The organism is Ferrovibrio sp., assembly GCF_965278975.1.
GTDB lineage: Bacteria > Pseudomonadota > Alphaproteobacteria > Ferrovibrionales > Ferrovibrionaceae > Ferrovibrio.
Genome location: NZ_OZ257126.1, coordinates 2866302 through 2889252, shown reverse-complemented (window position 1 = coordinate 2889252; position 22951 = coordinate 2866302). Strand labels below are relative to the sequence as shown.

General features: G+C 63.4%; 21 protein-coding genes. 10 read left to right on the top strand and 11 right to left on the bottom strand.

Annotated elements, in window-relative coordinates:
* The first annotated feature begins 192 nt into the window (after positions 1–192).
* The 4 genes from ACQY7X_RS13850 to ACQY7X_RS13835 are packed head-to-tail and all read left to right on the top strand — an operon-like array spanning position 193 to position 2420.
* Complete coding sequence (locus tag ACQY7X_RS13850) at positions 193–1134, top strand: tetratricopeptide repeat protein (protein WP_428246004.1); 942 nt, start codon at positions 193–195, stop codon at positions 1132–1134.
* A 10-nt stretch (positions 1135–1144) separates the two neighbouring features.
* Positions 1145–1813: an LON peptidase substrate-binding domain-containing protein gene (locus tag ACQY7X_RS13845; RefSeq protein WP_428246003.1), complete on the top strand. Its 669-nt coding sequence runs from the start codon at positions 1145–1147 to the stop codon at positions 1811–1813.
* Positions 1814–1825: 12 nt separating this feature from the next.
* On the top strand, positions 1826–2026 hold the full coding sequence (locus ACQY7X_RS13840; RefSeq protein WP_341982280.1) for a Trm112 family protein: 201 nt from the start codon (positions 1826–1828) through the stop codon (positions 2024–2026).
* A gap of 1 nt (position 2027) precedes the next feature.
* Positions 2028–2420 carry a gamma-butyrobetaine hydroxylase-like domain-containing protein gene (locus tag ACQY7X_RS13835; protein WP_428246002.1) on the top strand — a complete coding sequence of 131 codons (393 nt, stop codon included), beginning with the start codon at positions 2028–2030 and terminating at the stop codon, positions 2418–2420.
* 12 nt (positions 2421–2432) lie between these two features.
* On the opposite strand, the gene ACQY7X_RS13830 is transcribed toward ACQY7X_RS13835, so the two are convergent.
* A complete protein-coding gene (locus ACQY7X_RS13830) occupies positions 2433–3674 on the bottom strand; it encodes a UbiH/UbiF/VisC/COQ6 family ubiquinone biosynthesis hydroxylase (RefSeq protein ID WP_428246001.1) in 1242 nt (413 codons plus the stop codon).
* Positions 3675–3772: 98 nt separating this feature from the next.
* Between ACQY7X_RS13830 and ACQY7X_RS13825 the strand changes: the two genes are divergently transcribed.
* From ACQY7X_RS13825 to ACQY7X_RS13805, 5 genes are all read left to right on the top strand, one after another.
* Positions 3773–4648, top strand: coding sequence for a DUF1194 domain-containing protein (locus ACQY7X_RS13825; protein WP_428246000.1), 876 nt, complete (start codon positions 3773–3775; stop codon positions 4646–4648).
* 103 nt (positions 4649–4751) lie between these two features.
* Positions 4752–5702, top strand: a complete 951-nt coding sequence (gene glpX / locus ACQY7X_RS13820; protein WP_428245999.1) for a class II fructose-bisphosphatase — start codon at positions 4752–4754, stop codon at positions 5700–5702.
* On the top strand, positions 5699–7324 hold the full coding sequence (locus ACQY7X_RS13815; protein ID WP_428245998.1) for an alpha-D-glucose phosphate-specific phosphoglucomutase: 1626 nt from the start codon (positions 5699–5701) through the stop codon (positions 7322–7324). Before glpX ends, ACQY7X_RS13815 begins: the two co-directional genes overlap by 4 nt.
* Positions 7325–7327: 3 nt before the next feature.
* Complete coding sequence (gene pgi, locus ACQY7X_RS13810) at positions 7328–8995, top strand: glucose-6-phosphate isomerase (RefSeq protein ID WP_428245997.1); 1668 nt, start codon at positions 7328–7330, stop codon at positions 8993–8995.
* 45 nt (positions 8996–9040) lie between these two features.
* The gene (locus ACQY7X_RS13805) at positions 9041–10177 is read left to right on the top strand and encodes a hypothetical protein (protein WP_428245996.1); all 1137 of its coding nucleotides are present in this window, start codon (positions 9041–9043) and stop codon (positions 10175–10177) included.
* Here the strand turns inward: ACQY7X_RS13805 and ACQY7X_RS13800 are convergent, their stop codons facing one another.
* The 4 genes from ACQY7X_RS13800 to ACQY7X_RS13785 form a co-directional block, all read right to left on the bottom strand.
* Entirely contained in the window at positions 10178–11425 is a 1248-nt protein-coding gene (locus tag ACQY7X_RS13800) for a pentapeptide repeat-containing protein (RefSeq protein WP_428245995.1), read from the bottom strand.
* Between the two features lie 36 nt (positions 11426–11461).
* A complete protein-coding gene (locus tag ACQY7X_RS13795) occupies positions 11462–12883 on the bottom strand; it encodes a hypothetical protein (protein ID WP_428245994.1) in 1422 nt (473 codons plus the stop codon).
* Positions 12880–13989 carry a hypothetical protein gene (locus tag ACQY7X_RS13790; protein WP_428245993.1) on the bottom strand — a complete coding sequence of 370 codons (1110 nt, stop codon included), beginning with the start codon at positions 13987–13989 and terminating at the stop codon, positions 12880–12882. The genes ACQY7X_RS13795 and ACQY7X_RS13790 overlap by 4 nt, the downstream gene beginning before the upstream one ends.
* 106 nt (positions 13990–14095) lie before the next feature.
* Positions 14096–14527: an NUDIX hydrolase gene (locus tag ACQY7X_RS13785; RefSeq protein WP_428245992.1), complete on the bottom strand. Its 432-nt coding sequence runs from the start codon at positions 14525–14527 to the stop codon at positions 14096–14098.
* Between the two features lie 48 nt (positions 14528–14575).
* On the opposite strand from ACQY7X_RS13785, the gene ACQY7X_RS13780 reads away from it, so the two are divergent.
* Positions 14576–15790 carry a cytochrome P450 gene (locus ACQY7X_RS13780; RefSeq protein WP_428245991.1) on the top strand — a complete coding sequence of 405 codons (1215 nt, stop codon included), beginning with the start codon at positions 14576–14578 and terminating at the stop codon, positions 15788–15790.
* Here the strand turns inward: ACQY7X_RS13780 and ACQY7X_RS13775 are convergent.
* The 6 genes from ACQY7X_RS13775 to ACQY7X_RS13750 form a co-directional block, all read right to left on the bottom strand.
* Positions 15775–18093, bottom strand: a complete 2319-nt coding sequence (locus ACQY7X_RS13775; RefSeq protein WP_428245990.1) for a xanthine dehydrogenase family protein molybdopterin-binding subunit — start codon at positions 18091–18093, stop codon at positions 15775–15777. The genes ACQY7X_RS13780 and ACQY7X_RS13775 overlap by 16 nt on opposite strands.
* Positions 18094–18168: 75 nt before the next feature.
* A complete protein-coding gene (locus ACQY7X_RS13770; protein ID WP_428245989.1) occupies positions 18169–19446 on the bottom strand; it encodes an MFS transporter in 1278 nt (425 codons plus the stop codon).
* On the bottom strand, positions 19443–20597 hold the full coding sequence (locus ACQY7X_RS13765; protein WP_428245988.1) for an acyl-CoA dehydrogenase family protein: 1155 nt from the start codon (positions 20595–20597) through the stop codon (positions 19443–19445). Before ACQY7X_RS13765 ends, ACQY7X_RS13770 begins: the two co-directional genes overlap by 4 nt.
* A 118-nt stretch (positions 20598–20715) precedes the next feature.
* Positions 20716–21486 carry a TIGR02186 family protein gene (locus ACQY7X_RS13760; RefSeq protein ID WP_428245987.1) on the bottom strand — a complete coding sequence of 257 codons (771 nt, stop codon included), beginning with the start codon at positions 21484–21486 and terminating at the stop codon, positions 20716–20718.
* A complete protein-coding gene (locus ACQY7X_RS13755; RefSeq protein WP_428245986.1) occupies positions 21483–22409 on the bottom strand; it encodes a sulfite exporter TauE/SafE family protein in 927 nt (308 codons plus the stop codon). The genes ACQY7X_RS13760 and ACQY7X_RS13755 overlap by 4 nt, the downstream gene beginning before the upstream one ends.
* 28 nt (positions 22410–22437) lie before the next feature.
* Entirely contained in the window at positions 22438–22866 is a 429-nt protein-coding gene (locus tag ACQY7X_RS13750; protein WP_428245985.1) for an Mpo1-like protein, read from the bottom strand.
* Positions 22867–22951 lie beyond the last annotated feature (85 nt).

Genomic DNA, 22951 nt, shown 5'->3' with positions numbered 1-22951 from the left:
CAACCTTGCTTAAGCAAGAGGCATACCAATGCTAAACCCGTAATATCCGGGGCAAACTGGCAGCAGATGGCGCCATCACATGCATTGTGGCTAAAAATTAGCCGAAACCGGGGTGTTGGCATTTCCCCTGTGGCGCATTATGTCAGGGAGCACGCAAAAACGGCCGCCAGAGCCTTCTACCGGATCAGCACCATGGAACCCACGAGCCTGAATTTTGGCGGCACCCCCGCCACCGCCACCGCCGCCCCGGCCGGCGACCTGGTGAAGGAGATCGATATCTCCAGCTTCATGCAGGACGTGGTGCAGGCGTCGATGAAGCAGCCGGTGCTGGTGGATTTCTGGGCGCCGTGGTGCGGCCCCTGCAAGCAGCTCGGCCCGGCCTTGGAAAAGGCCACGCTCGCCGCCAAGGGCAAGTTCAAGCTGGTGAAAGTGAATATCGACGATCCGCGCAACCAGCCGCTGGCGCAGCAGCTGCGCATCCAGTCGATCCCGGCGGTCTATGCCTTCTCCAAGGGCCAGCCGGTGGACGGTTTCGTCGGCGCTCTGCCCGACAGCCAGTTGAAGAAATTCATCGAGCAGGTGGTTGGCGAAGCGGTGGGCGACAGCGAAGCCGTGCAGCTGATCGAGGCCGGCAAGGCTGCGCTGGCGGCCCAGGACTGGGCCGCGGCCGGCGAGGCCTTCTCCGGTGCGCTCGGCGAGGAAGCAGAAAACCCGGCAGCGCTCGGCGGCCTGGCCCGCGCCATGGTCGGCCTCGGTGAACTGGAAGCAGTGGACGAGATCCTGGCCCAGGTACCGCCGGCCCACGAGAACCATCCCGACGTCGCCTCGGCGCGCTCGGCGCTGCAATTGGCGCGCGAAAGCGCCGGTGCCAGCGGTGAACTCGCTGGCCTGGAGGCCGCCGTCAACGCCAACCCGCAGGATCATCAGGCGCGCTATGACTATGCGCTGGCCCTGGTCGGCGACAATCGCCAGGGCGATGCGCTGGACCAGTTGCTGGAGCTGGTGAAGCGCGACCGCAAATGGAACGAGGAAGCCGCGCGCAAGCAGCTGGTGAAAATCTTCGAGGCACTTGGTCCGATGGACCCGCTGGTGGTGGATGCGCGCCGCCGGCTCTCCTCGATCCTGTTTGCCTGACGCAAGCGGCATGGCGGACCAGGAACCGGAGATCACCGATATCGCCGCACTCGACGGCACGATCCCGATCTTTCCGCTGACCGGCGTGCTGCTGCTGCCGCGCGGCATGCTGCCGCTGAATATCTTCGAGCCGCGCTATCTGGCAATGACGCGCGACGCGCTTGCCGGCTCGCAACTGATCGGCATGATCCAGCCGCAGGAAGCCTTCACCCGCGACGCCAGGCCGGCGGTCTACCGCATTGGCTGTCTGGGCCGCATCAATGCCTCGGTCGATACCGAGGATGGCCGCATGCTGATCACATTGCGGGGCGTCTGCCGCTTCGCCGTGGCGAATGAGCCGCCGATGACCGAGCCTTATCGTCAGGTATTTGCGGATTATAAGCCGTTTGTCGGCGATCTGGCTTCGGCGCCGAACGGCCAGATTGATCGCCAGCGCCTGGTGAATGCGCTGCGTGGTTATCTCGAACGCCAGAACCTGCCGGCTGACTGGCCCTCCATCGCTGCGGCGAATGATGAAGTGCTGGTACATTCGCTTGCCATGCTGTGCCCCTTCGCGCCGAACGAGAAGCAGGCCCTGCTGGAAGCCGACAGCTTTGCCGCACGCGGCACCTTGCTCACCGCCCTGCTGGAAATGGCGCTGCTGGAGCGCCCCAACAGCAGTGCGAGCCGGCTCAACTAACGGGAACACGCCATGTCGGAAACACCCCAGACCACGCCCGCCCCGGTCGATCCCAAGCTGCTCGAACTGCTGGTCTGCCCGCTGACCAAGACCACCTTGCGCTACGACCGCGAGGCCAACGAACTGGTAAGCGAGAAGGCGCGGCTGGCCTTCCCGATCCGCGACGGCATCCCGATCATGCTGGTGGATGAGGCGCGCCAGATCGAGGGTTGAGATGCTGGACCAATCCTCCGCCTATAACCGCGCCGGCCGCCCGGCCTGCACCGAACTGCGGCTGAAGTCGCAGGAGAAGGTGCTGGAAGTGGATTTCGCCGACGGCAAGGCTTTCCGCTTTACAGCGGAGTTCCTACGCGTGGAAAGCCCTTCGGCGGAGGTGCAGGGCCATGGCCCGCATCAGCGCACCTATATCGGTGGCCGGCGGCATGTGAATATCATCGCCATCGAACCGGTCGGCACTTATGCCGTGCGGCTGAAATTCGACGACCTGCATGATACCGGCATCTTCAGCTGGGAATATTTCTACGACCGCGGCCACGATCAGGACGAGCTCTGGGCGCGTTACCTGGCAGCCCTGGAAGAACGCGGCCTCAAGCGCGACCCGCGCTGAGCCAGCTAATATTTATATCGCCTGGCCTTGCAGCAGCTTCGGCAGCTTGCCGACATCGCCCATGGCATGGCGCATGAAAAAGGTCTTGGCCGGCTTGAGACGCTCTACCAGACCAAGCCCCAGATCGCGCGCCAGCTTCACCGGCGCGATATCGTTGGAGAACAGGCGGGTAAGCCCGTCGGTCACCGCCGAAAGCACGGCTGTATCGACCCGGCGCCAGTTCTCGTAAGATTCCAGCACATCCTGCTGACCCAGATCGAGGCCGACACGACGCGCCGTCACCACCGCCTCGACCAGGGCCGCAACATCGCGCAGGCCGAGATTGAGGCCCTGGCCGGCAATCGGGTGGATGCCATGGGCTGCATCACCGACCAGCGCCAATCGATGATCGATATAGTGTTCGGCATGCATGAACGTCAGTGGATAGGACCAGCGCGGGCCGAACACGGAAAGTGCCCCGAAATGCTCGCCGAAACGCTGCTGCATCTCGGCAACGAAATCATCGCCATCCAAGGCCATGATCGCCCTGGCACGCTCGGTCGGTTCGGTCCAGACCAGGGATGAACGATGGCGGCCTTCGGCATCATCCGTCATCGGCAGGATGGCGAAAGGACCGGCCGGCAGGAAGCGTTCCTGCGCCACGCCGTGATGCGGCAGTTGATGGCATACGGTGCAGACGATGCCGGTCTGGGCATAGCTCCATTCCAGCACCTTGATCCCGGCCTGCTGGCGCATGAAGGACTGCCGGCCATCGGCACCGACCAGCAGGCGGGCGCGCACTTCGGTACCGTTGGAAAGCGTCAGCCTGGCCGGCGCGCCGGAACCAGGCTCGCCGCGCTCCACCGCCACCACGCCCATCGGCGCCAGCAGCCGCGCCCTGGGCAATTCGGCCAGGGCCGCCTGCTGCGCCACCCGCATGACACGGTTTTCCACCAGCCAGCCGAACGGATCCTGACCCAGCGCCTTGTGGTCGTAATGTACGAAAAGCGGTGAATCGCCATCCGAAACCCGGATGTCCCACATCGGCTGGGCTTCGCTGACATGCCGCCACAGGCCAATCGCCGCCAGCATCCGCTGGGAAGCCAGGGCTATCGCCGAGACCCGGCCATCAAAGCCGGCGTTCAGCACACGGGCCGGGTCCTCGCGGTCGATCAGCAGGGTATCGACGCCATGGCGCGCCAGGGCGATGCCCAGCGTCAGCCCGGCCAACCCACCGCCAACAATTGCCACTTCCGTCTGGATGATTTCAGCCATGGCCGGATTTTAGCCGCAGCGGCGGCCGCATCCAAGCCATGGCCGGCGCGGCAAATGGTCGTGGACGCCCGGGCGCGGGCGGGTATAGACTCCGAGTCATGCAGTGGCGATGGCTTGCGGTTTTAACCCTGGCGTTGCTTACGCCGGGCTTTCTCCTTCCCTCCGCCGCCTGGGCGGCCGGGGAAAAGCTGGCTGTCGACCTGGAACTGCTGCTCGCCATCGATATCTCCGGCAGCGTCGACCCCGACGAAGCCAAATTGCAGCGCGAGGGCTATGCCAAGGCACTGGTCGATCCGCAGGTGGTGAAGGCCATCGGCAGCGGCATCCATGGCCGCATCGCGATTTCCTATTTTGAATGGGCCGATGCCTATACCGAGAATACGGTACTGGACTGGACCGTGATCGGCGACATGGCCAGCGCCAGGGCAGTGGCGGCCAAGCTGCTGGACGTACCGATCCGTATCGGCCGGCGCACCAGCATCAGCGGCGCCATCAATGCCGCCATTCCGCGTTTCAAGGCTTCGCCCTACCAGGGCCTGCGCAAGGTGCTGGATATCTCCGGCGACGGCCCGAACAATGCCGGCGACCCGGTGGACTTGGCGCGCGACAAGGCGCTGGCCCAGGGCATCGTGATCAATGGCCTGCCGATCATCAACGACCGCCCCAATCCCTGGGGCATGCCGGTGCTGGAAGACCTGGACCGGTATTATGAAGGCTGTGTCATCGGTGGCCCCGGCTCCTTCGTGGTAGTGGCGGAAAGTTTCGATACCTTCCATGAGGCGGTGCGGCGCAAGCTGGTGCTGGAAATCGCCTCCGCCCTCCCCGTTGTTCCCCGGCACTGGGGCCAGGCCGGCCCACCCGTGCGGTTGCAACAGCCGCTGAAACTCGCCCAGGGCGCCTACCGCTACCCCAAGGGCTGCGATGCCGGCGAACGCCAGAGCCAGGAATTCTGGCGCCGCCGCTTCGACCAATAACCCCCTTAAATCCGCTGTTACCCTCTGGCCCGTCTTGGCGCGGGCGGAATTTTGCCGTATTTCCAGGCGACAACAACGAAGCCCGAGATAGATGGAGTGCCTGATGCCGAGTCCGTTTGCCCGTGCCGATTTTCCCTTTGCCCTGCGGCATGTGACCGAGGCGGCGGCCGTGGCAGCCCATGACTGGGTTGGCCGCAGCGAGAAGGAAGCCGGCGATGGCGCCGCCGTGGAGGCGATGCGCAAGGCACTGGGCGAAATCAACATCAATGCCGTGGTGATGATCGGCGAGGGCGAGAAGGACAACGCGCCGCTGCTCTATCGCGGCGAACGTATCGGCAAGAGCGAGCCTGAAATCGAAATCGCCGTGGACCCCATCGAGGGTACCACCAACATGGCCAACGGCGTGGACAATTCCATGGCGGTGATGGCGCTGGCGCCGCGCGGCGCCATGTTCGATCTCGGCCCCAGCTTCTACATGGACAAGCTGGTGCTGCCTGCCGCCGCCAAGGGCAAGGTGGACCCGGCCTGGCCGGTGAAGCAGAAACTCGAAGCCCTGGCCAATGCACTGAACAAGCCTGTTAGCGAGTTGCGCATCTTCGTGCTGAACCGCAAGCGGCACCACGCCATGATCAAGGAAATCCATGCTGCCGGCGCGCGCACCATGCTGCAGGAGAATGGCGACGTGGCCGGTGCCTTCATGGCGGTAGATGGCGGCAGCAATGTGGATGCGCTGTTCGGCACCGGCGGTTCGCCGGAAGGTGTCATCACCGCGATCTTCGCCCGCGCCATGGGTGGTGAATTCTTCGGCCGCGTCGATCCGCAGAGCGACGACGAGGCAGCCAAGGTGAAAGAATTCGGCCTCGACAGCAGCCGCTGGCTCTCCGGCCAGGAACTGGTGAAAAGCGACGACGCCATCTTCATCGCCACCGGCATCAACAGCGGCCCGCTCTGCCGTGGCGTGCAGATCCATCGTGGCGTGGTCCGGCTGCATACCGTGATCCTGATGGCCGCTACCCAGGCACGGCACGATCTGGTCAGCCAGTTGCGCCGATGAACAGCATGCACAGCGTTGCGATTAAGCCTTTCGCCGGCCAGAAGCCGGGCACGTCCGGCCTGCGCAAGAAGGTGCGTGAATTCCAGCAACCGGGCTATCTCGAAGCCTTCGTGCAATCGCTGTTCGACACTCAGGACAACCTCAAGGGCGGCACCTTGGCGCTGGGCGGCGATGGCCGCTTCTTCAACCGCGAAGCCGTACAGATCATCCTGCGGCTGGCTGCCGCCAATGGCGTGGCGCATGTGTTGCTCGGCCAGGGTGGCCTGCTCTCAACGCCCGCGGCTTCCGCCGTGATCCGGGCTCATGGCGCGCAAGGCGGCATCGTGCTCTCGGCGAGCCACAATCCCGGCGGCCCGCAGGGTGATTTCGGCATCAAGTACAATATCAGCAATGGCGGCCCCGCCCCGGAAGCCGTGACGGAAGCAATCTTCCGCCGCAGCCAGGAAATCGACCGCTATCTCACCATTGAAGCCGCCGATATCGACCTGGATCGTCTGGGTGAGACCATACTGGGCGGCATGCGCATCTCGATCATCGATCCGGTGGCCGATCATGCCGCGCTGCTTGAAACACTGTTCGATTTCGATGCCATCCGCGACCTGCTGCGCTCCGGTTTCCGCATGCGCTATGATGGCATGCATGCGGTGACCGGCCCTTATGCCCGCCGCGTGCTGGTGGACATGCTGGGGGCACCGGAAAGCCTGCTGCTGAACGCCGTGCCGCTGCCGGATTTCGGCGGCGGCCATCCCGATCCCAATCCGGCCCATGCCGAAGAACTGGTGGGCCTGATGCCGGGCCTGGATTTCGGCGCCGCCTCGGACGGCGATGGCGACCGCAACATGGTGCTTGGCCCCGGCATCGCCGTGAGTCCTTCCGACAGCCTGGCGGTATTGGCCGCCAACGCGACGCTGGCACCGGGCTACAGCCAGGGCATTGCCGGCATTGCGCGTTCGATGCCGACCAGCCGTGCCGCCGATGCCGTGGCAAAACAGCTTGGCATTCCCTGTTTCGAGACGCCGACAGGCTGGAAATTCTTCGGCAATCTGCTGGATGCCGGCCGCATTACTATTTGCGGCGAGGAAAGCTACGGCACGTCCTCGAACCATGTGCGCGAGAAGGATGGCCTCTGGGCCGTGCTGTTCTGGCTCAATCTGCTGGCCAAGCGGCGTGAACCGGTGGCGGCGATCCTGGCGCAGCATTGGCGGCAATATGGCCGGCATTATTATTCGCGCCACGACTACGAAGCCGTGGAAACCGCCACCGCGCAGGCGGCAATGGCGGATCTGGCCAAGGCATTGCCGGGCCTGGTAGGGCAGGCCATCGATGGCATGGTGATCACCCAGGCAGATGACTTCGCCTATACCGATCCCATTGATGGCAGCATTGCCAAGGCCCAGGGCCTGCGCGTGATCTGTGGCGAGCAGGCCCGGGTCATTGCCCGGCTCTCCGGCACCGGCACCGAAGGCGCCACGGTGCGGCTCTATTTCGAACGCTTCGAGGCCGATCCGGCGCGCCAGCAGGATGACGTGCAGGCCCGCCTGAAGCCGCTGATTGATTTCGCCGAAAGCAAACTTGGCCTGCGCCGCCGTTCTGGCCGTGCCGCCCCTGATGTGGTGACGTAACCCATGACCCTGCCGCCTCCCCTATCGCCGCCCATCGACCAGACTGAGGAATGGCGCGCGCTGGCCGCCCAGGCCGCAGCCGAACGTAATATCACGCTGCGTCAGCTGTTCACGGCGGACCCGAAGCGTTTCGAGCGTTTCTCGTTCCGGCACGGCGATCTGCTGCTCGATCTCTCACGCCAACGCATCTCGGCACAGAGCCTGGCGCTGCTGCTGAAGCTGGCTCGTGCCGCCGGTCTGGAAGACTGGCGCGAGCGCATGTTCGCTGGCGCGCATATCAACAGCACCGAGGACCGCGCCGTGCTGCATACCGCGCTGCGGCTGCCGCGCGAGGAAACGCTGGTGGTTGATGGCGTCGATGTGGTGCAGCAGGTGCATGGCGAACTCGACCGCATGGCCGCCATGGTGCAGGCGGTACGTGATGGCACCTGGCGCGGCGCTACCGGCGAGAGTTTCCGCCATGTGGTGAATATCGGCATCGGCGGCTCGGACCTGGGGCCGCGCATGGTGGTGGACGCCCTGGCAGCCGATCATCAGCCCGGCCTTGAGGTGAAATTCGTCAGCAATGTGGATGGCGCCGATCTGATGCGGGTGCTGCAAGGCTGCGAGCCGGCACGCACCCTGATCATCGTCGCTTCCAAAACCTTCACCACCCAGGAAACCATGACCAATGCCGCCAGCGCGCGGCAATGGTTGCAGCAGGCCCTGGGCGAAAAGGCTGATTGGGCGGCGCATTTCGTCGCGCTCTCCGCCGCGCCGAAGGCCGTGGCGGCTTTCGGCCTGCAGGAAGACCGTCGCCTGACTTTCTGGGACTGGGTTGGCGGCCGCTATTCGCTGTGGTCCAGCATCGGTTTTCCCATCGCGCTCAGCATCGGCATGGAGAAATTCCGCGCCATGCTGGAAGGCGCCCATGCCATGGATGCGCATTTCGAGAGCGCACCGTTGATCGGCAACCTGCCCGTGCTGATGGCGCTGGCCGGCATCTGGAATGTCAATTTCCTGGGCCTGAATGCCTTGGCCGTGCTGCCTTACGATCAGGGATTGGGCCGCCTGCCGGCCTATCTGCAACAGGCCGATATGGAGAGCAACGGCAAGTCCACCGACCGCTGGGGCCGCAGCATTGGCTATGCTACCGGACCATTGGTGTTCGGTGAGCCAGGCACCAACGGCCAGCATGCCTTCTATCAATTGCTGCACCAGGGTACGCCGGTGGTGCCGGCGGATTTCATCCTGCCGCTGGAAAGCCGCTATCCACTCGGTCAGCACCACGCCATGCTGACGGCTAATGTGCTGGCGCAGGCCGAAGCCCTGATGCTAGGCCGCACGCTGGAAGAGGCCGAGGCCGATCTGCGCGCTGGAGGCATGAATGTCGAGGCCGCCAGGAGCCTGGCACCGCACAAGGTATTCTCCGGCAACCGGCCCAGCACCATCATTGCCCTGCCGATCCTTGATCCTTACCACCTTGGGATGCTGATCGCGCTCTATGAACACAAGATTTTCTGCCAGGGCGTGATCTGGGGGGTGAACTCCTTCGACCAGTGGGGTGTAGAGCTTGGCAAGCGCCTGGCCGGACCGATCCTGGAGGAGTTGACGGACCCGAGCCGGGAACCGCATCATGACGGCGCAACCAGCGCGCTGATAGCCCTGGCTCGCCAGGCAACGCCTCGGTGAGCCAGGCCGTCAGCCGGTACAAGTCCTGAGGGGAAACCGTCGCGCATGAGCGACATTGACGCCGTCCGACAGGGAATGCGGGAAATTGATTTCGTCCTGTATTCTTCCTGGCGCCTGGGCAAGCACATCCTTGCCGGCTGGAGCCATGACGGCAATCAGATTTCCTTCGCCTTCTCTGCTCCCTACAATGTGCTGGGCCATGCCGAGGAATATCAGCGCCTGATCCGCGGCCGCCGCCTGATGGGCAGCAAAACCTTTGCCGAAACCTGCAAGGTGCTGGGCATCCGCCCCCTGACCATGGATGTGCCCTTCACCATCGGCCAGGGCCGCAACGACGTGAACCCGGCGATGATCGAGAATCTGGTCAAACGCTATGCCGTGGTCGAGACCGCGAACCGCGCCGTGATGCTGTTCGATATTGTCGGTTTCTCCAAGCATACGCCGCTGGAACAGGTAGCCCAGTTATCCTCGCTAGAATACTCGATCAACTCGGCCAGCAAGCGGCTGAACGAGGCTGGCCTGCGCAACGAACTCGCCCGCTCGACTGTGGGCGATGGCTTCTATGTCTGGAATCGCGCCAAGGGCGTGGATGCGGATCTGCGTACCTATATTGCTCTGCTCCTGATCCTGGCCGATAACGCGCTGGCGCGGCGCAAAGGCAATCCGCGCCTGGTGCCGATCCTGCGCGCCGCCTTCACCGTCGGGCCGCATTTCTCCTACCACCAGGTGGAAGGCAGCAATCCGCGCGGATTCGAATACATCGTCGGCGATGTGACCATCAGCCTCGCCCGTATCATCGGCAAGGCACAGTCGCAGCAGGTACTGATCGGGCAGTTCAACCGTTCCTCGGATCAATTGGTAAATCAGAGCGATATCGACACAATCCTGTTTCTTGCCCGTGCCGAAAAGCTGATGCAGCCGCTGATCGGCCAGGAATTGGGCGGCTACCGCATCACCAATATCCGCGCCAGCGTCACTTCGGCAACGGAAGTACGCAACGGCGTCACCGTCTATCGCATCGTCGACAAGCACGGCTTCTCGCACCAGGCTTTCAATGCCCGCATCACCATTGATCGCGAAGGCGCGGATTCGATCACGCTGGGACTTGGCACACCGGAGCTTGGCGATTTCGGTGCCGAACCCGGGCTTTACGATGTACGCCAGCTTTCGAGCCAGAAATAACTAACGGATAAATCCAACCGCGTCGGTGAGGTCGGCGTCGGCAAGATCCGCACCGGCGAGGTCGGCTTCGCTTAAGTCGGCACCGCGCAGATTGGCGCGATTGAGCTTGGCGCCGCGCAGGTCACAGCGGCGCAGGCTGGCGCCTTCCAGGTTGGCCGGGAAATAGCGGTCGGCACCCACCACCAATGCCCCCAGGTTGGCATCGCGTAGATCGGCATGAGCCAGCTTCGCGCCCTTCAGGCTACTGCCACGTAGATCGGCATGGGCCAGCTTGCTGTTGCGCAGATCGGCCTCTGTCAGCTTGGCGCCTTGCAGCAAGGCCCCCTCCATATTGAGGCCGAACAGCACTGCCTTGTTCGCCACCAGGCCAACCAGCAGCGCCTTGTAGAGGCTGCCGAGCTTGCGCAGGTCATAGCCACTGAAATCGGTCAGCTTGCCTTCCTTGCCGCCGCTGGTGACCCACAGGCCATGCAATCGCAGGGCTTCCTCCGGGGTCAGGCCGAGATCCTCCAGTGGCTTGCCCGCCGGCTTGTCGGAAAGCAGGCCATCGGTATTGGCGCCAGTCAGATCAGCCATCTGCATCTTGGCGCCGGTGATCACGGCATTGGTCAGCGCCGCGCCCTTCAGCGTGGCGCCGGAAAGATCGGCGCCGGCTAGATTGGCGCCGGTGAGATTGGCATTGGCAAGGTTGGCGCGCACCAGATTGGCGCCAATCATGATCGCATCGGTGAAATCGGTATGGGTCGCCACTGAGCCGGTCATCTTCGCCGAGGAAAGATTGGCACCGCGCATCTTGGCGCCATTCATCTCCGCCGGGCCGACATCGAAGCCGAGCGCATGGATATTACCGTGGCGGTCGCGCTCGGCGATCATGCCATCGCGCAGATCGGCATCGAACAGGTTGGCGCGGGAGAGATTGGCGCCATGCAGGCAGGCGCCGCGCAGGTCGGCGCGCACCAGGCTGGCGCCGGTCAGGTCGGCCTCGCGCAGATCGGCACCGAACAGCACCGCGCGATCGAGGTTGCAATCCTGCAGCTTGGCGCCATAGAGCACGCAGCCGGTGAAATCGGCATCGCTGAGGTTGGCGCCGGACAGGATCAGATTGGAAAGATCATGGAACGACAATATGGCGCGGCGACCGCCCATGATGCCGTTGCGGTAATTCTCATGCGCCTTGATCGCCTGCGCGATCTCGCTGTGGCTCAGCTTCTTGCGGCTGCCCCGAGACCCGCCCGTGCCTTCGCTCATCGGCCCGCTCCCCCAAGTGGCCGCTGCCGGTGCCGCTTAAGCCTGCGGCATCCTGGCGATAGCGGCCATGCCGTCCTTCATCAGTTTATTGGCATACTGACTGCCGGCCACCAGTTCCAGCATGCGCACCGCCGCGAACAGCTTGGTGCGCGCCGCTTCCGGGCCTTCGCCATTGAGCTTGCCCGCCTTGATATCGGCAAGCAGCGTATTGCCGGTATTGTCGATCTGGCTGGTGAGTTGCTTGATCGCGCCACTGACATCCTTGTCGGCGCCGATCTCGGTCGCCACCCGGGCGACACGCTGCAACGCATAGACGCGGTTTTCGGCTTCGAGCTTGGCGTCGAACACGGCCTTCTTGGCTTCCTCGCCCTCTTCCGCCGGCGGCAGCGAAAGCACGGCGTCGATGCCGCCCAGCACCTTCTCATCGATGCCGCCAAGCACGCCGATGCGCACCATGTCCTTGAGCTGGCGGCTGGCAGCCTCCATCTCGGGCTGCGGCCCCTCGGCCATGCCATCCTTCTTCAACCGCCCGATCAGCGACACGAAGTCGCCCACCATGTCGGCCACCTTGGCATCATCGATCTTGGTGGGGTCGGTGCGGGTGACCGCACCGAAGAACCGCTTGGAATCCCCAGACAGCATGGCGCGCACATACTGGCCCGGCTTCATGCCGTCGATGCCGGTCGGCAGTTCGCCAAGTGAATCGAAAATCGGCAATGCCTGGAAGCCATCGGTAAGGCGGGCCACGACCACGGCGATCAGGCAGCCGGGCATGCCTTTGCCGCTGGTTGCCACATCGGTATAGGTCTGCTTGATCTCCTCCACCTGCTCGTCCAGCAGGCGACCGACCGGCTTCGGCGACATCGCCTCGCGCAGCTTCTCTGCTTCCGGCGCCAGTTCCAGCAGGCAGGTCATGTCGGTAAGGTCGCCCAGCGCCGCCTCGCTGCCGAGCTTGTCCACCAGCACCGCGCGGTGCTCTGGATTGGCGGCGGCCAGACTCAGTTCCTCGCGCAGGCGCTGCGAGGCAACCTTCCACAGCGTGGCGCCAAGGCGTGGAATGCGCGGGTCCTGGCCGGAGCCGATGTCAGGCGCCGGTGAGGCACGCAACGACGCCTCAAGCTGCTTCACGGCCGCCGCATCAAGGCAGGACAGCACGAATTCCCAGCATGGCGCCAGCGAGGAACGCGAGATGCGGCCGAAAGGCTTCACGCCCTCCTCGCCCATCACCAGCAGATCCTCGAACGGGTGGCAAAATACGCGCTGCAGCGTGAGATAGCGTGGCGGCCGGGTTTTCACCAGGCGGGGGCGCAAGGTGCCGAGCGCGGCATTGGCAACGGCGACGGAAAGCACGAGGGCACGCGATCGCTCGATGAGCAGCGTGAGCTGCGCCACCTTTTCGTCCGGGATCTCGAACAGCTTGCGTTCGATATCCCTGAGTTCGGAAGCAAGATCGGTCATACCTGCCTCCGCTTAGTGGACTCGACCCGTCGCAGCATTTCCATATCCAACGTGCCTGAATTCCAACTTTCGAGCGCCCTTACCTGGAGCTTGGTGTTTTCCTGCATCGCCTGGGCATTCGGGCGGTTGGCCGCCTCCTTTTCCGGAATGATGGGCAGAATTCGATAAATTTCCGTTATCGCCGCCCGCTGGGTATCCCGGTCCTTATCCTGCACATCCTGCCACAACAGGATAACGTATTCCCAGCCGTCTACCGTCCACCACAACCGCTCGATGTCCTTCAGGATCGAACCGGAAACCTTGTCCCAGTTCATCAGCACCCGTTCCGGGTGCTCCAGGGGGCGCATCGCGGAGGCAATGAGTTCCTTGGAGTAATCGCCGGTAAACCCACAAATCCGGCCAATCGGGCGGGCCAGTTCGGCAGCTTCCGACTTGTCATCGGCAGACCATTTGGCCATGGCTTCCTCAAGCCCGGCAATGGCGTTGACGACGCGGCGCAGGCGGCAATCCTTGCTCATGCTTGGCACGCCGAGCGGCGAGATCAGGTTGCCCCAGCTTTCCAGCCGGTCGTAAAGCAGATTGGTGGTGGCCTGTAGCCGGTGCGCAATATCGCCCATGGCGTGCTTCACCCGGTCGCGGCCGGCATCCGAAACAAAGTCGGAGACGCGCAGGTTCATCTGGCCGCCCGACATCTTCTCCAGCGCGCCCTTGAACAGGAAAAAGCGCGTCAGCAGCATTTCATTCTCGTCTTCCGCCAAGGCTTCCTCAGCGGACTTCTGCGCTTCCGGTCCGGCAAGGCCGGACTTCGCGGCCTCCAATGTGGCGCGGCGCACATCGGGCGGCAGGCAGGAATTGCGCTTCAGGATTTCCTCGTGCAACGAGCGGTCATGCATCGTCAGCGAGAAAATCTCGGGCACATCCTTCCAGCGGATGACGTAGTTGCCTTTCACACCGGAGAAGGCAGAGACGGTGAGTTCAAGCTGCTCGCGGCTGTCCATGCGAACGCGCGCCTGGCTGATGGCCGGCGTGGTGAAACTGACAGCGGTGCCACGCTCCTCGAATCTCGTCGGCTGGAACTGCGAGCCGGCGCCTTTTGGAAAATTCATTCCCTGCCCCTGAGGGTAGAATAACGGTATCTGCTGCAAGCCACTAAAGCACAATTGCTGCGCGTCGGAAATGTCTGTATCCGACCGATGGTTAATCCATCACAGATCATTGCGACAAAAAGCGACGAGACTGTTCCACCACCCGCAAGGTTTCTTCCCAGAGATCGAGTTCTTCTAGTTCTTTCGGCGTAAACCACGCAGCCTCGGCAGCATCGTCGCCTGCCACGGTTTCACCGGAGCGCCAGCGCGCGGCGTAATCGACAATCGTGTAGTGGTACAGCACGCGGCCTTCCGCATCCCGCTGAACCGAGTCGATCACTGCAACCAGTCCGAGTAAATCGATTTCGACCCCGGTCTCCTCGCGTAGTTCCCGGCGGATACCCTGTTCGACTGTCTCGCCCAGAATCTGGCCGCCGCCGGGTAGGCTCCACAGCCCCTGGCGCGGCGGCTGGCCACGCCGGATCATCAGCACCTTGCCCTCATGCCAGACCACGGCACCCAGGCCGACCACGGGAGCAGAGGGGTATTCACGCGGCATCGATCCATCTCCATACTCGGGCAAAACAAGCCTACGCCGGGAAGCGCCATGACCGTGACATTCAACGCCCGCGACGCGGCGGTGATCGCCGATCCCTATCCATCATTGCATGCCCTGATGGAACAGGATCCGGTGCATTGGAGTGACAAGCTCGGCGGCTGGATACTGACGCGCTACGATCATATCCGCCAGTCCCTGCGCGACCCGCGCTTCTCATCCGACCGCATGCGGCCGTTCTTCGACCATATGCCGGAAGCGATGCGCATGGATTTGCGCGAACTGGATGCCAGCATGCGGCTCTGGGCGGTGTTCAACGATCCGCCGGCGCATACCAGGGTGCGCGGTCTGATGAACAAGGCTTTCACCACCAATGCACTGGAGGCGATGCGTCCGCGCGTGGCCGCCATCGTCGAGCGATTGATCGATGGCCTTACCCGGCAGAGCGGAGAAATCGACTTCATCCAGGATTTTGCCTATCCGCTGCCGGCCCATGTCATCGCCAGCATGCTCGGCGTACCGGCGGCAGATGTAGAAAAGCTGAAACTGTGGTCAGACCACCTTGGCGCCTTCGTTCTCACTTCGCGCATGTCTGCAGACAAATACCGCCAGGCCAATGACGCGCTGATGGAGATGAACGCCTATTTCACTGCCCTGGTGGAAGCGCGGCGGCGCGAGCCGCAGGCGGATGTCACCACCGGCATGGTGCAGGCGGAACAGCGCGGCGATTTCCTCTCCACCGAAGAATTGGTCGGCGCCTGCGTGCTGCTGCTGTTTGCCGGCCATGAAACCACCACGCATCTGCTGGGCAATGGCCTGCTGGCGCTGCTCAAGCATCCCGAACAGATGCATATGCTGCGCAGCGATTCCAGCCTGGCGCAGGCGGCAGTGGAAGAGATGTTGCGCTGGGATGGACCGTCTCTGGCCCAGGTGCGCGTAGCCGGCGATGATATCGAACTGGAGGGCAAGCTGATCCGGCGCGGCGAGCGCGTGTTCCAGATGCTATGCGCCGCCAACCGCGATCCGCGCGTGTTCGACCAGCCGGACCGCTTCGACATCCGCCGCCAGCATAATCCGCACCTGACCTTCGGCTACGGCATCCATTTCTGCATCGGCGCACCGCTGGCACGGCTGGAAGGCCAGACCGCCTTCCCCGCCCTGCTGCGCCGGCTGCCGCAGATTGAGCTGGCCGCCGCACCGGACTGGAGCGACTCCATCGTGGTGCGCGGCCTCAACAGCCTGCGAGTGAGTTACTCCGCCGCCTGACGCTGCTGCAGGAGTTCCCAGATGCGTTCCGGCGTTGCCGGCATATCCACATGCCGCACGTTGAGCGCATCGGCCAGCGCATTCATCACCGCCGGCGGCGCACCCACCGCACCCGCCTCGCCAGCACCCTTGACGCCCAGCGGGTTGGTCTTGCACGGCACTTCGCAGAGGATCACCTGGATATCGGGCATATCGTCGGCGCGCGGCATGCAGTAATCGGTGAAGCTGCCGGTGAGCAACTGGCCATCGGCATCATACACCACGCGCTCATACAGCGCCTGGCCGATGCCCTGGGCCACGCCGCCCTGGATCTGACCTTCCACGATCATCGGATTGATCACCTTGCCCATGTCGTCGGCGACGACATAGCGGGTGACGGTGGCAATGCCGGTGGCTTCATCCACTTCCACTTCCGCCACATGGCAGCCATTGGGGAAGGTGATCGCCTGAACCTGGAAATCCGCCGCCGTATCGAGGCCGGCCGGCTGGTCGGCAGCAGCGCCCGAACGCAGCCGCGCGGTGGCCGCCACTTCCAGGATGCTGGCGCCACGATCAGTGCCGGCAATGCGGAACTGGCCGTCATTGAACTCGATATCCGCCACTGCCGCTTCCAGCATGTCGGCGGCGATATCCTTGCCCTTGTCGATCACCTTGTCGCTGGCGGCGAGAATCGCGCCACCTTCGGAATACAGCGAGCGCGCGCCGCCGGTGCCGCCGCCCGTGGGGATCCGGTCTGAGTCACCCTGGGTGACGCGGATATTCTCGAACGGCACGCCCAGCTTGTTATGGATCAGCTGCATATACGCGGTTTCATGGCCCTGGCCGGTCGATTGCGTGCCGACCAGCACTTCCACCTCGCCGCCGTCATGGAACAGGATTTCCGCCCGTTCGGTCGGCGCGCCACCCGTGGCTTCGAGATAATAGGCCATGCCGACGCCAAGCCGCTTGCCACGCTTGGCGGCTTCCTTGCGCCGCGCTTCCGCACCGGCCCAGTCGAAAGCCTTCAGCGCCGTGGCCGAGGTATTCTCGAATTCGCCCGAGTCATAAGTCAGGCCCATGGCGCTGGTCCACGGGAATGCCGAAGGCGGGATGTAGTTCTTGCGGCGCAATTCAGACCGCTCGACACCGAGTTCCACCGCCGCGACATCGATCAGGCGCTCCATGATGTAGTTCGATTCCGGGCGTCCGGCGCCACGATAGGCGTCCACCGGCACGGTATTGGTGAACACACCTTCGACGCGGGCGTGTACCGCCTGGAAGCGGTAGACCGAGGACAGCACCTTGGTGCCGGCCATGGTCGGGATCATCGGCGCATAGGTGGAAAGATAGGCACCCATATCGGCGACGTTATGCACGCGCAGCGCCAGGAAGTTATGATCCTTGTCCAGTGCCAGCTCGGCCTCGGTAAGGTTGGCGCGGCCATGGGTATCGGTGAGGAAGGCTTCGGCACGGTCGGAGGTCCACTTCACCGGCCGCTTCAGTTCGCGCGCGGCGAACAATGTCATCACCTGTTCCGGGTAGATGAAGATCTTCATGCCGAAACCGCCGCCGACATCGGTGGTATGCACCGAGAATTGCGCCGGCTCGACGCTGAAAATCTTCGACAACAGGTTCTTCTGCACCCACACACCCTGAGTGGGGGTGTAGAGCGTGAAGCGGTTGCTGTCGGCATCATGCGCTGCCAGGGCGGCGCGCGCTTCCATCGAGGCGACGACGATACGGTTATTGGTCAGGCGCAGCTTCACCGTCCGGGCGGCAGCGGCGAAAAGCTCGTCCACCTTATCCTTCTTGCCGACTTCCCAGTCGAACACACGGTTATTCGGCGCTTCCGGCCAGATCTGCGGCTGGCCGGGCTGCATCGCGGTGGCCATATCGGGCGCGGCGGGCAGCGGGTCATAGTCCACCGCTACCAGTTCGGCGCCATCGCGGGCCTGAGCCAGGGTCTCGGCGACGACGAAGGCGATGGGGTCGCCGACATGGCGCACGAAGCCCTCGGCCAGAGCCGGACGCGGCGGATCGGCGCGCTTGCTGCCGTCGCGATTCTTCAGCGGAATGGTGCAGGGCAGATCGCCGACCTTGGCCTCGCGCAGGTCGGCCACGGTGTAGACCGCCAGCACGCCCGGCGCTTGGCGGGCTTCAGCGGTATCGATGCCGAGGATGCGGGCGTGGGCATGAGGTGAGCGCAGGAAATAGCCATAAGCCTGGCCAGGCAGGCTGATATCGTCGGTGTAACGGCCCTGGCCGGTGATGAAACGCTTGTCCTCCACCCGGCGGACCGGCTGGCTCAGGCCGAACTTGCTCATGCGTGAATTCCTTGAAAGCGGGGCTTGAAATGGGGAGTCAGGCTTTCGGTAATGATAGGGATTCCGGCTGGTGTTTCAAGCTGCGTCCCGCAATGCCCGATAGGTCCAGAATGGCAGGGCGCCCAGCACCACGCAGATACCGGAATAGACGAACACGGCATTGTAGCTGCCCGTGAGATCGTGCAGCAGCGCGCCGAAGAAGCTGCCCGACGCAATCCCCAGGCCGCTGCCCAGCATCACCGTACCGAAAATCTGGCCAAGCCGGCGGCCCTGGAATATCCGCGCCGCCGTGGCGCTGACCATGGGCCCGCGAGCGCCGAAAGAAAGTCCAACACCGAGGGCGAAAATCGCCAACAGCACGGTATTGAAATGGAATTGCAGCGCCCACAGCGCAGCCAGTCCGGCAAGGCTGAAAATATAGGAGATCAGCGCCGAGGCATGCCGTCCGATACGGCCATCGGCCCAGGCAAAGCCAACAATGCCAACCGGCGTGAGAATGCCGACCAGACCATAGACCGAGGCGGCCTTGAGCGGTGGATAGCCGAGTTCGACCAGATAGGCGACGCCCTGCACCATCACCGAAAACATGCCTGAACCGGTGAAGAAAAAAACCGACGCAAGGCCCCAGAAGGCCGGCTCGCGCAAAGCCTTGCGCATCGTCCAGTCCTGCTGCCCGCCACTGCCGCCGGCGATCCGCTGCCGCGCCGCCTGCCAGACCGGCGAGCCGGCCTGGGCACGGCGCCAATCCAGCAGCATCAGCAGCAGCAAAGCCAGGAAAGGCAAGATCGAAAGACTGAGATAGGCGTGGCGCCAACCAAAACTTTCAATCAGCCACTGGCTCAACGGCACGATCAGCAGCGTGCCGATGCCAAGGCCGGCATAGACCAGGCTGACAACGCGCGACAGCCTGGCACCCTCGAACCAGCGCGCCAGAAAGGCGGAATGAGCCGCATTACCGAGTGCTGCGGCAGCAATACCGCCAAGAATCCCGATGGAAATATAGAGCTGCCACAGCGACTGCGCGAAAGCGGCAAGGCCGAAGCCAAGACCGAACAATGCCAGACCGGCAACATAGGTGCGCAACGCACCGAAGCGGTCAAAACAATAGCCGGCCAGCGGCGCGCCGAAACCAGCCATCAGCATCATCAGAGAATAGGTGGTGGCTACATTGGCGCGATCAGCGGCGAATTCGCGTGTCAGCGGCAGCAGGAAGGCCGTGAAACTCTCGCTCAAACCCCGGTTGATGACGCTGAACAGGAAGCAGATGATCACCACCGCCTGGGTCAGCCGGGGCGGCACCGGCAAGGGCGCAGAAGCTGCTGGCCGTGCTGATCCGTCGTCCGGCATGGTCATGCCTGCGCCGCTGCATCGCGCAGCATGTTGCGCGCGATCACGATCTGCTGCACCTGGCTGGTGCCCTCATAGAGCCGGAACAGGCGCACATCGCGGTAGAAGCGTTCGACGGCATATTCCTGCATATAGCCGGAACCGCCATGAATCTGTACCGCGCGATCGGCGACGCGGCCGACCATCTCGGAGGCGAACAGCTTGCAGCAGGATGCTTCGGTCGGCACCTTTTCGCCAACGGCATAGCGCCGGGCCGCATCCAGCACCATGCATTTCGCCGCATAGGCTTCCGTGCGGCTATCGGCCAGCATTGCCTGCACCAGCTGGAATTCCGCAATCGGCTGGCCGAACTGCTTGCGCTCGCGGGCGTAGTTCAGACTTTCATGAATCAGACGTTCCGCCGTGCCGACACAGAGCGCGGCGATATGCAGGCGGCCACGATCCAGCACCTTCATCGCGGTCTTGAAGCCCTGCCCCGGCTTGAGGCCGATGATATTGGCCGCCGGCACCTTCACATTGTCGAAGATCACATCGGCGGTATGGGCGCCGCGCTGGCCCATCTTCTTGTCCGGCTTGCCGATCTGGATGCCGGGTGATCTGGCATCGACGATGAAGGCGGAAATGCCGCCCGCCCCCTTGTTGCCTGGATCGGTGCGCGCCATCAGGGTGAAGATCGAGGCATGAGGCGCATTGGTGATGAAGCGCTTGGTGCCATTCACCACATAGTGATCGCCCTGCAATTCGGCGCGGGTACGCAGCGAAGCCGCATCGGAGCCGGCCTCAGGTTCGGTGAGCGCAAAGCTCGCCACCATTTCGCCTGCTGCCAGCTTGGGCAGATAGGCTTGTTTCTGCGCTTCCGTGCCGTCGATCAGAATGCCCTGGCTGCCGATGCCGACATTGGTGCCGAACATGCTGCGGAAGGCTGGGGAGGTCCAGCCAAGCTCCATCACCAGTTCAACTTCCTCCGCCATATCAAGGCCGAGGCCGCCGTATTCCTCCGGGATCGAGAGACCGAACAGCCCCATCTCGGCAAAGGCAGCGCGGATCTCATCAGGGATTCTGTCGTCATCCGCCACCTGACGCTCCAGCGGCACCAGACGCTCGCGCACGAAGCGGCGCAACGTGGTGCGAAACTGCTCGAGAATGTCCTTATCCATGGGCGCGGCACTCATCTCAGAAAAATGAAATACAATTTCGCATATTGCATCCGCAGGGGAAAGAGCTGGTTGCGGCGGGCCTCGGGTACGCGAATACCCTCACTCCGGGCAGTTGCTATCAGCGGCGGAAAAGCAGCGCGGCGGCCCAGCCGGCGGTCACCGCCAGCAGCACCGCTATGAAACCATAAACCGCCGGCTCGCGGCGGGAAAAGTCGAAGATTTCCTGCTCAATACCCTGCTTGTCGACGAATAGCGGCGTCGATTGCGCGGCGATCACGCGGTCATCGCGGATCAGGTAGACTTCCGTGGTGTAGGTGCCCACCGGCACGGTGGAAGGAAAACTGATCTCGCTGCGGAACAGCTTAGGCCCGAGGAAAACAACACTCGTCTCCTCGCGATACAAGCCTCCGAGCGCCTTGTGGCGCAGAATTGCCGCGCGGTGCGGGCTGGTATCCGGTTCCTGGCTCGGATTGGCAAAACGGAAACGCAGATTCTCGCCGCCGATCTGCAGCCGCGCCAGCAGGTTGGGCGACGCCACTTCCTTGAGCGGCCGGGTCGAGGCGACGGCATAATAGGCCGGCACGCCTTCGAAGCGCAGCGGCGAACGATTGAGCCATATTCCGGCCTCGCGCTTCTTCTGCCGCACGATGGCTGGCCCGGAGGGGCCACGCACCACCACCACGATATCACCTGGCTCATCCACCGAGCCGAACAGCAGCAGTTCGGTGCCGGTGAAGCTGGACGTAATGGCGATGAGATGCGCCGAAAGATCCGTGACCAGCGGCGCATCCGCCGGCACCACGGTGGAGGATAGGCCACGCTGCGCCCGCGCCTCGCCGGCGCAGACCAGCAGTAGCAAGGCGAGAAGAATGACGAGCCGGCGCGTCATCGCAGATTCCCCGGCTCAAGCGAGTAGATATCCGCCGGCGGAATGAACAATTCCAACGCCAGGAAGATCGCCACGCCAAGCACCAGCAAAGCCAGCAGGCCGCGCAAGTGTTCGCCACGCAAAACCGCACCCGCCCGCGCACCGAACTGGGCGCCGACCACCGAACCGACCAGCAGCATCAGTGCCAGGGTCACATCCACGGTCTGCGTGGTGATGGCATGTAGCATGGTGACATTGGCAGTAACGAAAATGATCTGGAACAGCGAGGTGCCAACCACAACGGCGGCCGGCATGCCGAGCAGATAGATCATCGCCGGCACCAGCAGGAAGCCGGCGCCCACACCCATGATCGCCGCAAGCACACCGACAACGAAGCCCAGCACCAGTGGCAGCAGCGCGCTGATATAGAGTTGCGAGCGACGGAACCGCATCTTGAACGGCAACGCCTTGAGCAACGGATGATCGTGGAACCGCTTGATCTTGCGCGGCGGTGCCGTATCAGCCCGGCGGCGCAAGGCGCGAACCGCATCCACCGCCATCAGGCCGCCAACCATGCCGAGAATCACGACATAAGAGAGACTGATCACCAGATCGAGATGGCCGGCCTGACGCATATAGCTGAACAGCCAGGCACCAAAACCTGAGCCGGCAAGACCGCCAGCCAGCAGCATGCCGCCCATGCGGAAATCGACATTGGCCTTGCGCCAATGGGCATAGAAGCCGGAAACGCTGGCCGCCACCACCTGGTTGGCCGAAGTCGCCACCGCCACCGCCGGCGGTACGCCGATGAAGATCAATAATGGTGTCAGCAGAAAGCCGCCGCCAACGCCGAACAGGCCGGAGAGATAGCCGACCACCCCACCCAGACCGAGCAGCAGCCAGACATTGACCGACAGCTCAGCGATGGGCAGGTAAATCTGCATCGGACTCTGGAACGCCCTTGTTTAAGGGTTACGCCGCGGCGTGACCGGTCTGGCTGGTGGTGTTGACGCCGGCGCGCTCGAGTTCAGGCCCGAGCCGGCCGGTGATGAAGCAGAAATACATGCGGAAATCCGAGGCCAGCGACCAGAACGGATATTTGAAGGTCGCCGGGCGGTTCTTCTCGATGAAGAAATGCGCGATCCAGGCCGGGCCATAGCCGGAAACCAGGGCGACCGGAATGAACCATGGGTTGCCGGTGACGATCAGCACCGCCAGGGCGATCAGCGCCAGACTGGTACCAAAATAATGCAAAGCGCGACCACTCGGCTTTGAGTGCTCGCGGAGGTAGTATGGCCAGAAGGCAGCGTAGGTAGTAATGCGTTCATCCGCCATGGCGATTTCCTCCATGTGCTGGTGCGGCTGAACGGCAGCATAGACCTGCCAGCGGCGGTTTTCCACAACCGATTCCGCCCTTTATCCGCTCCTCTGGCTGCCGTGAGGTCAACTTTTAAGGTGTGGAAGCCGCAGCGGCAGTTGCGGCTAA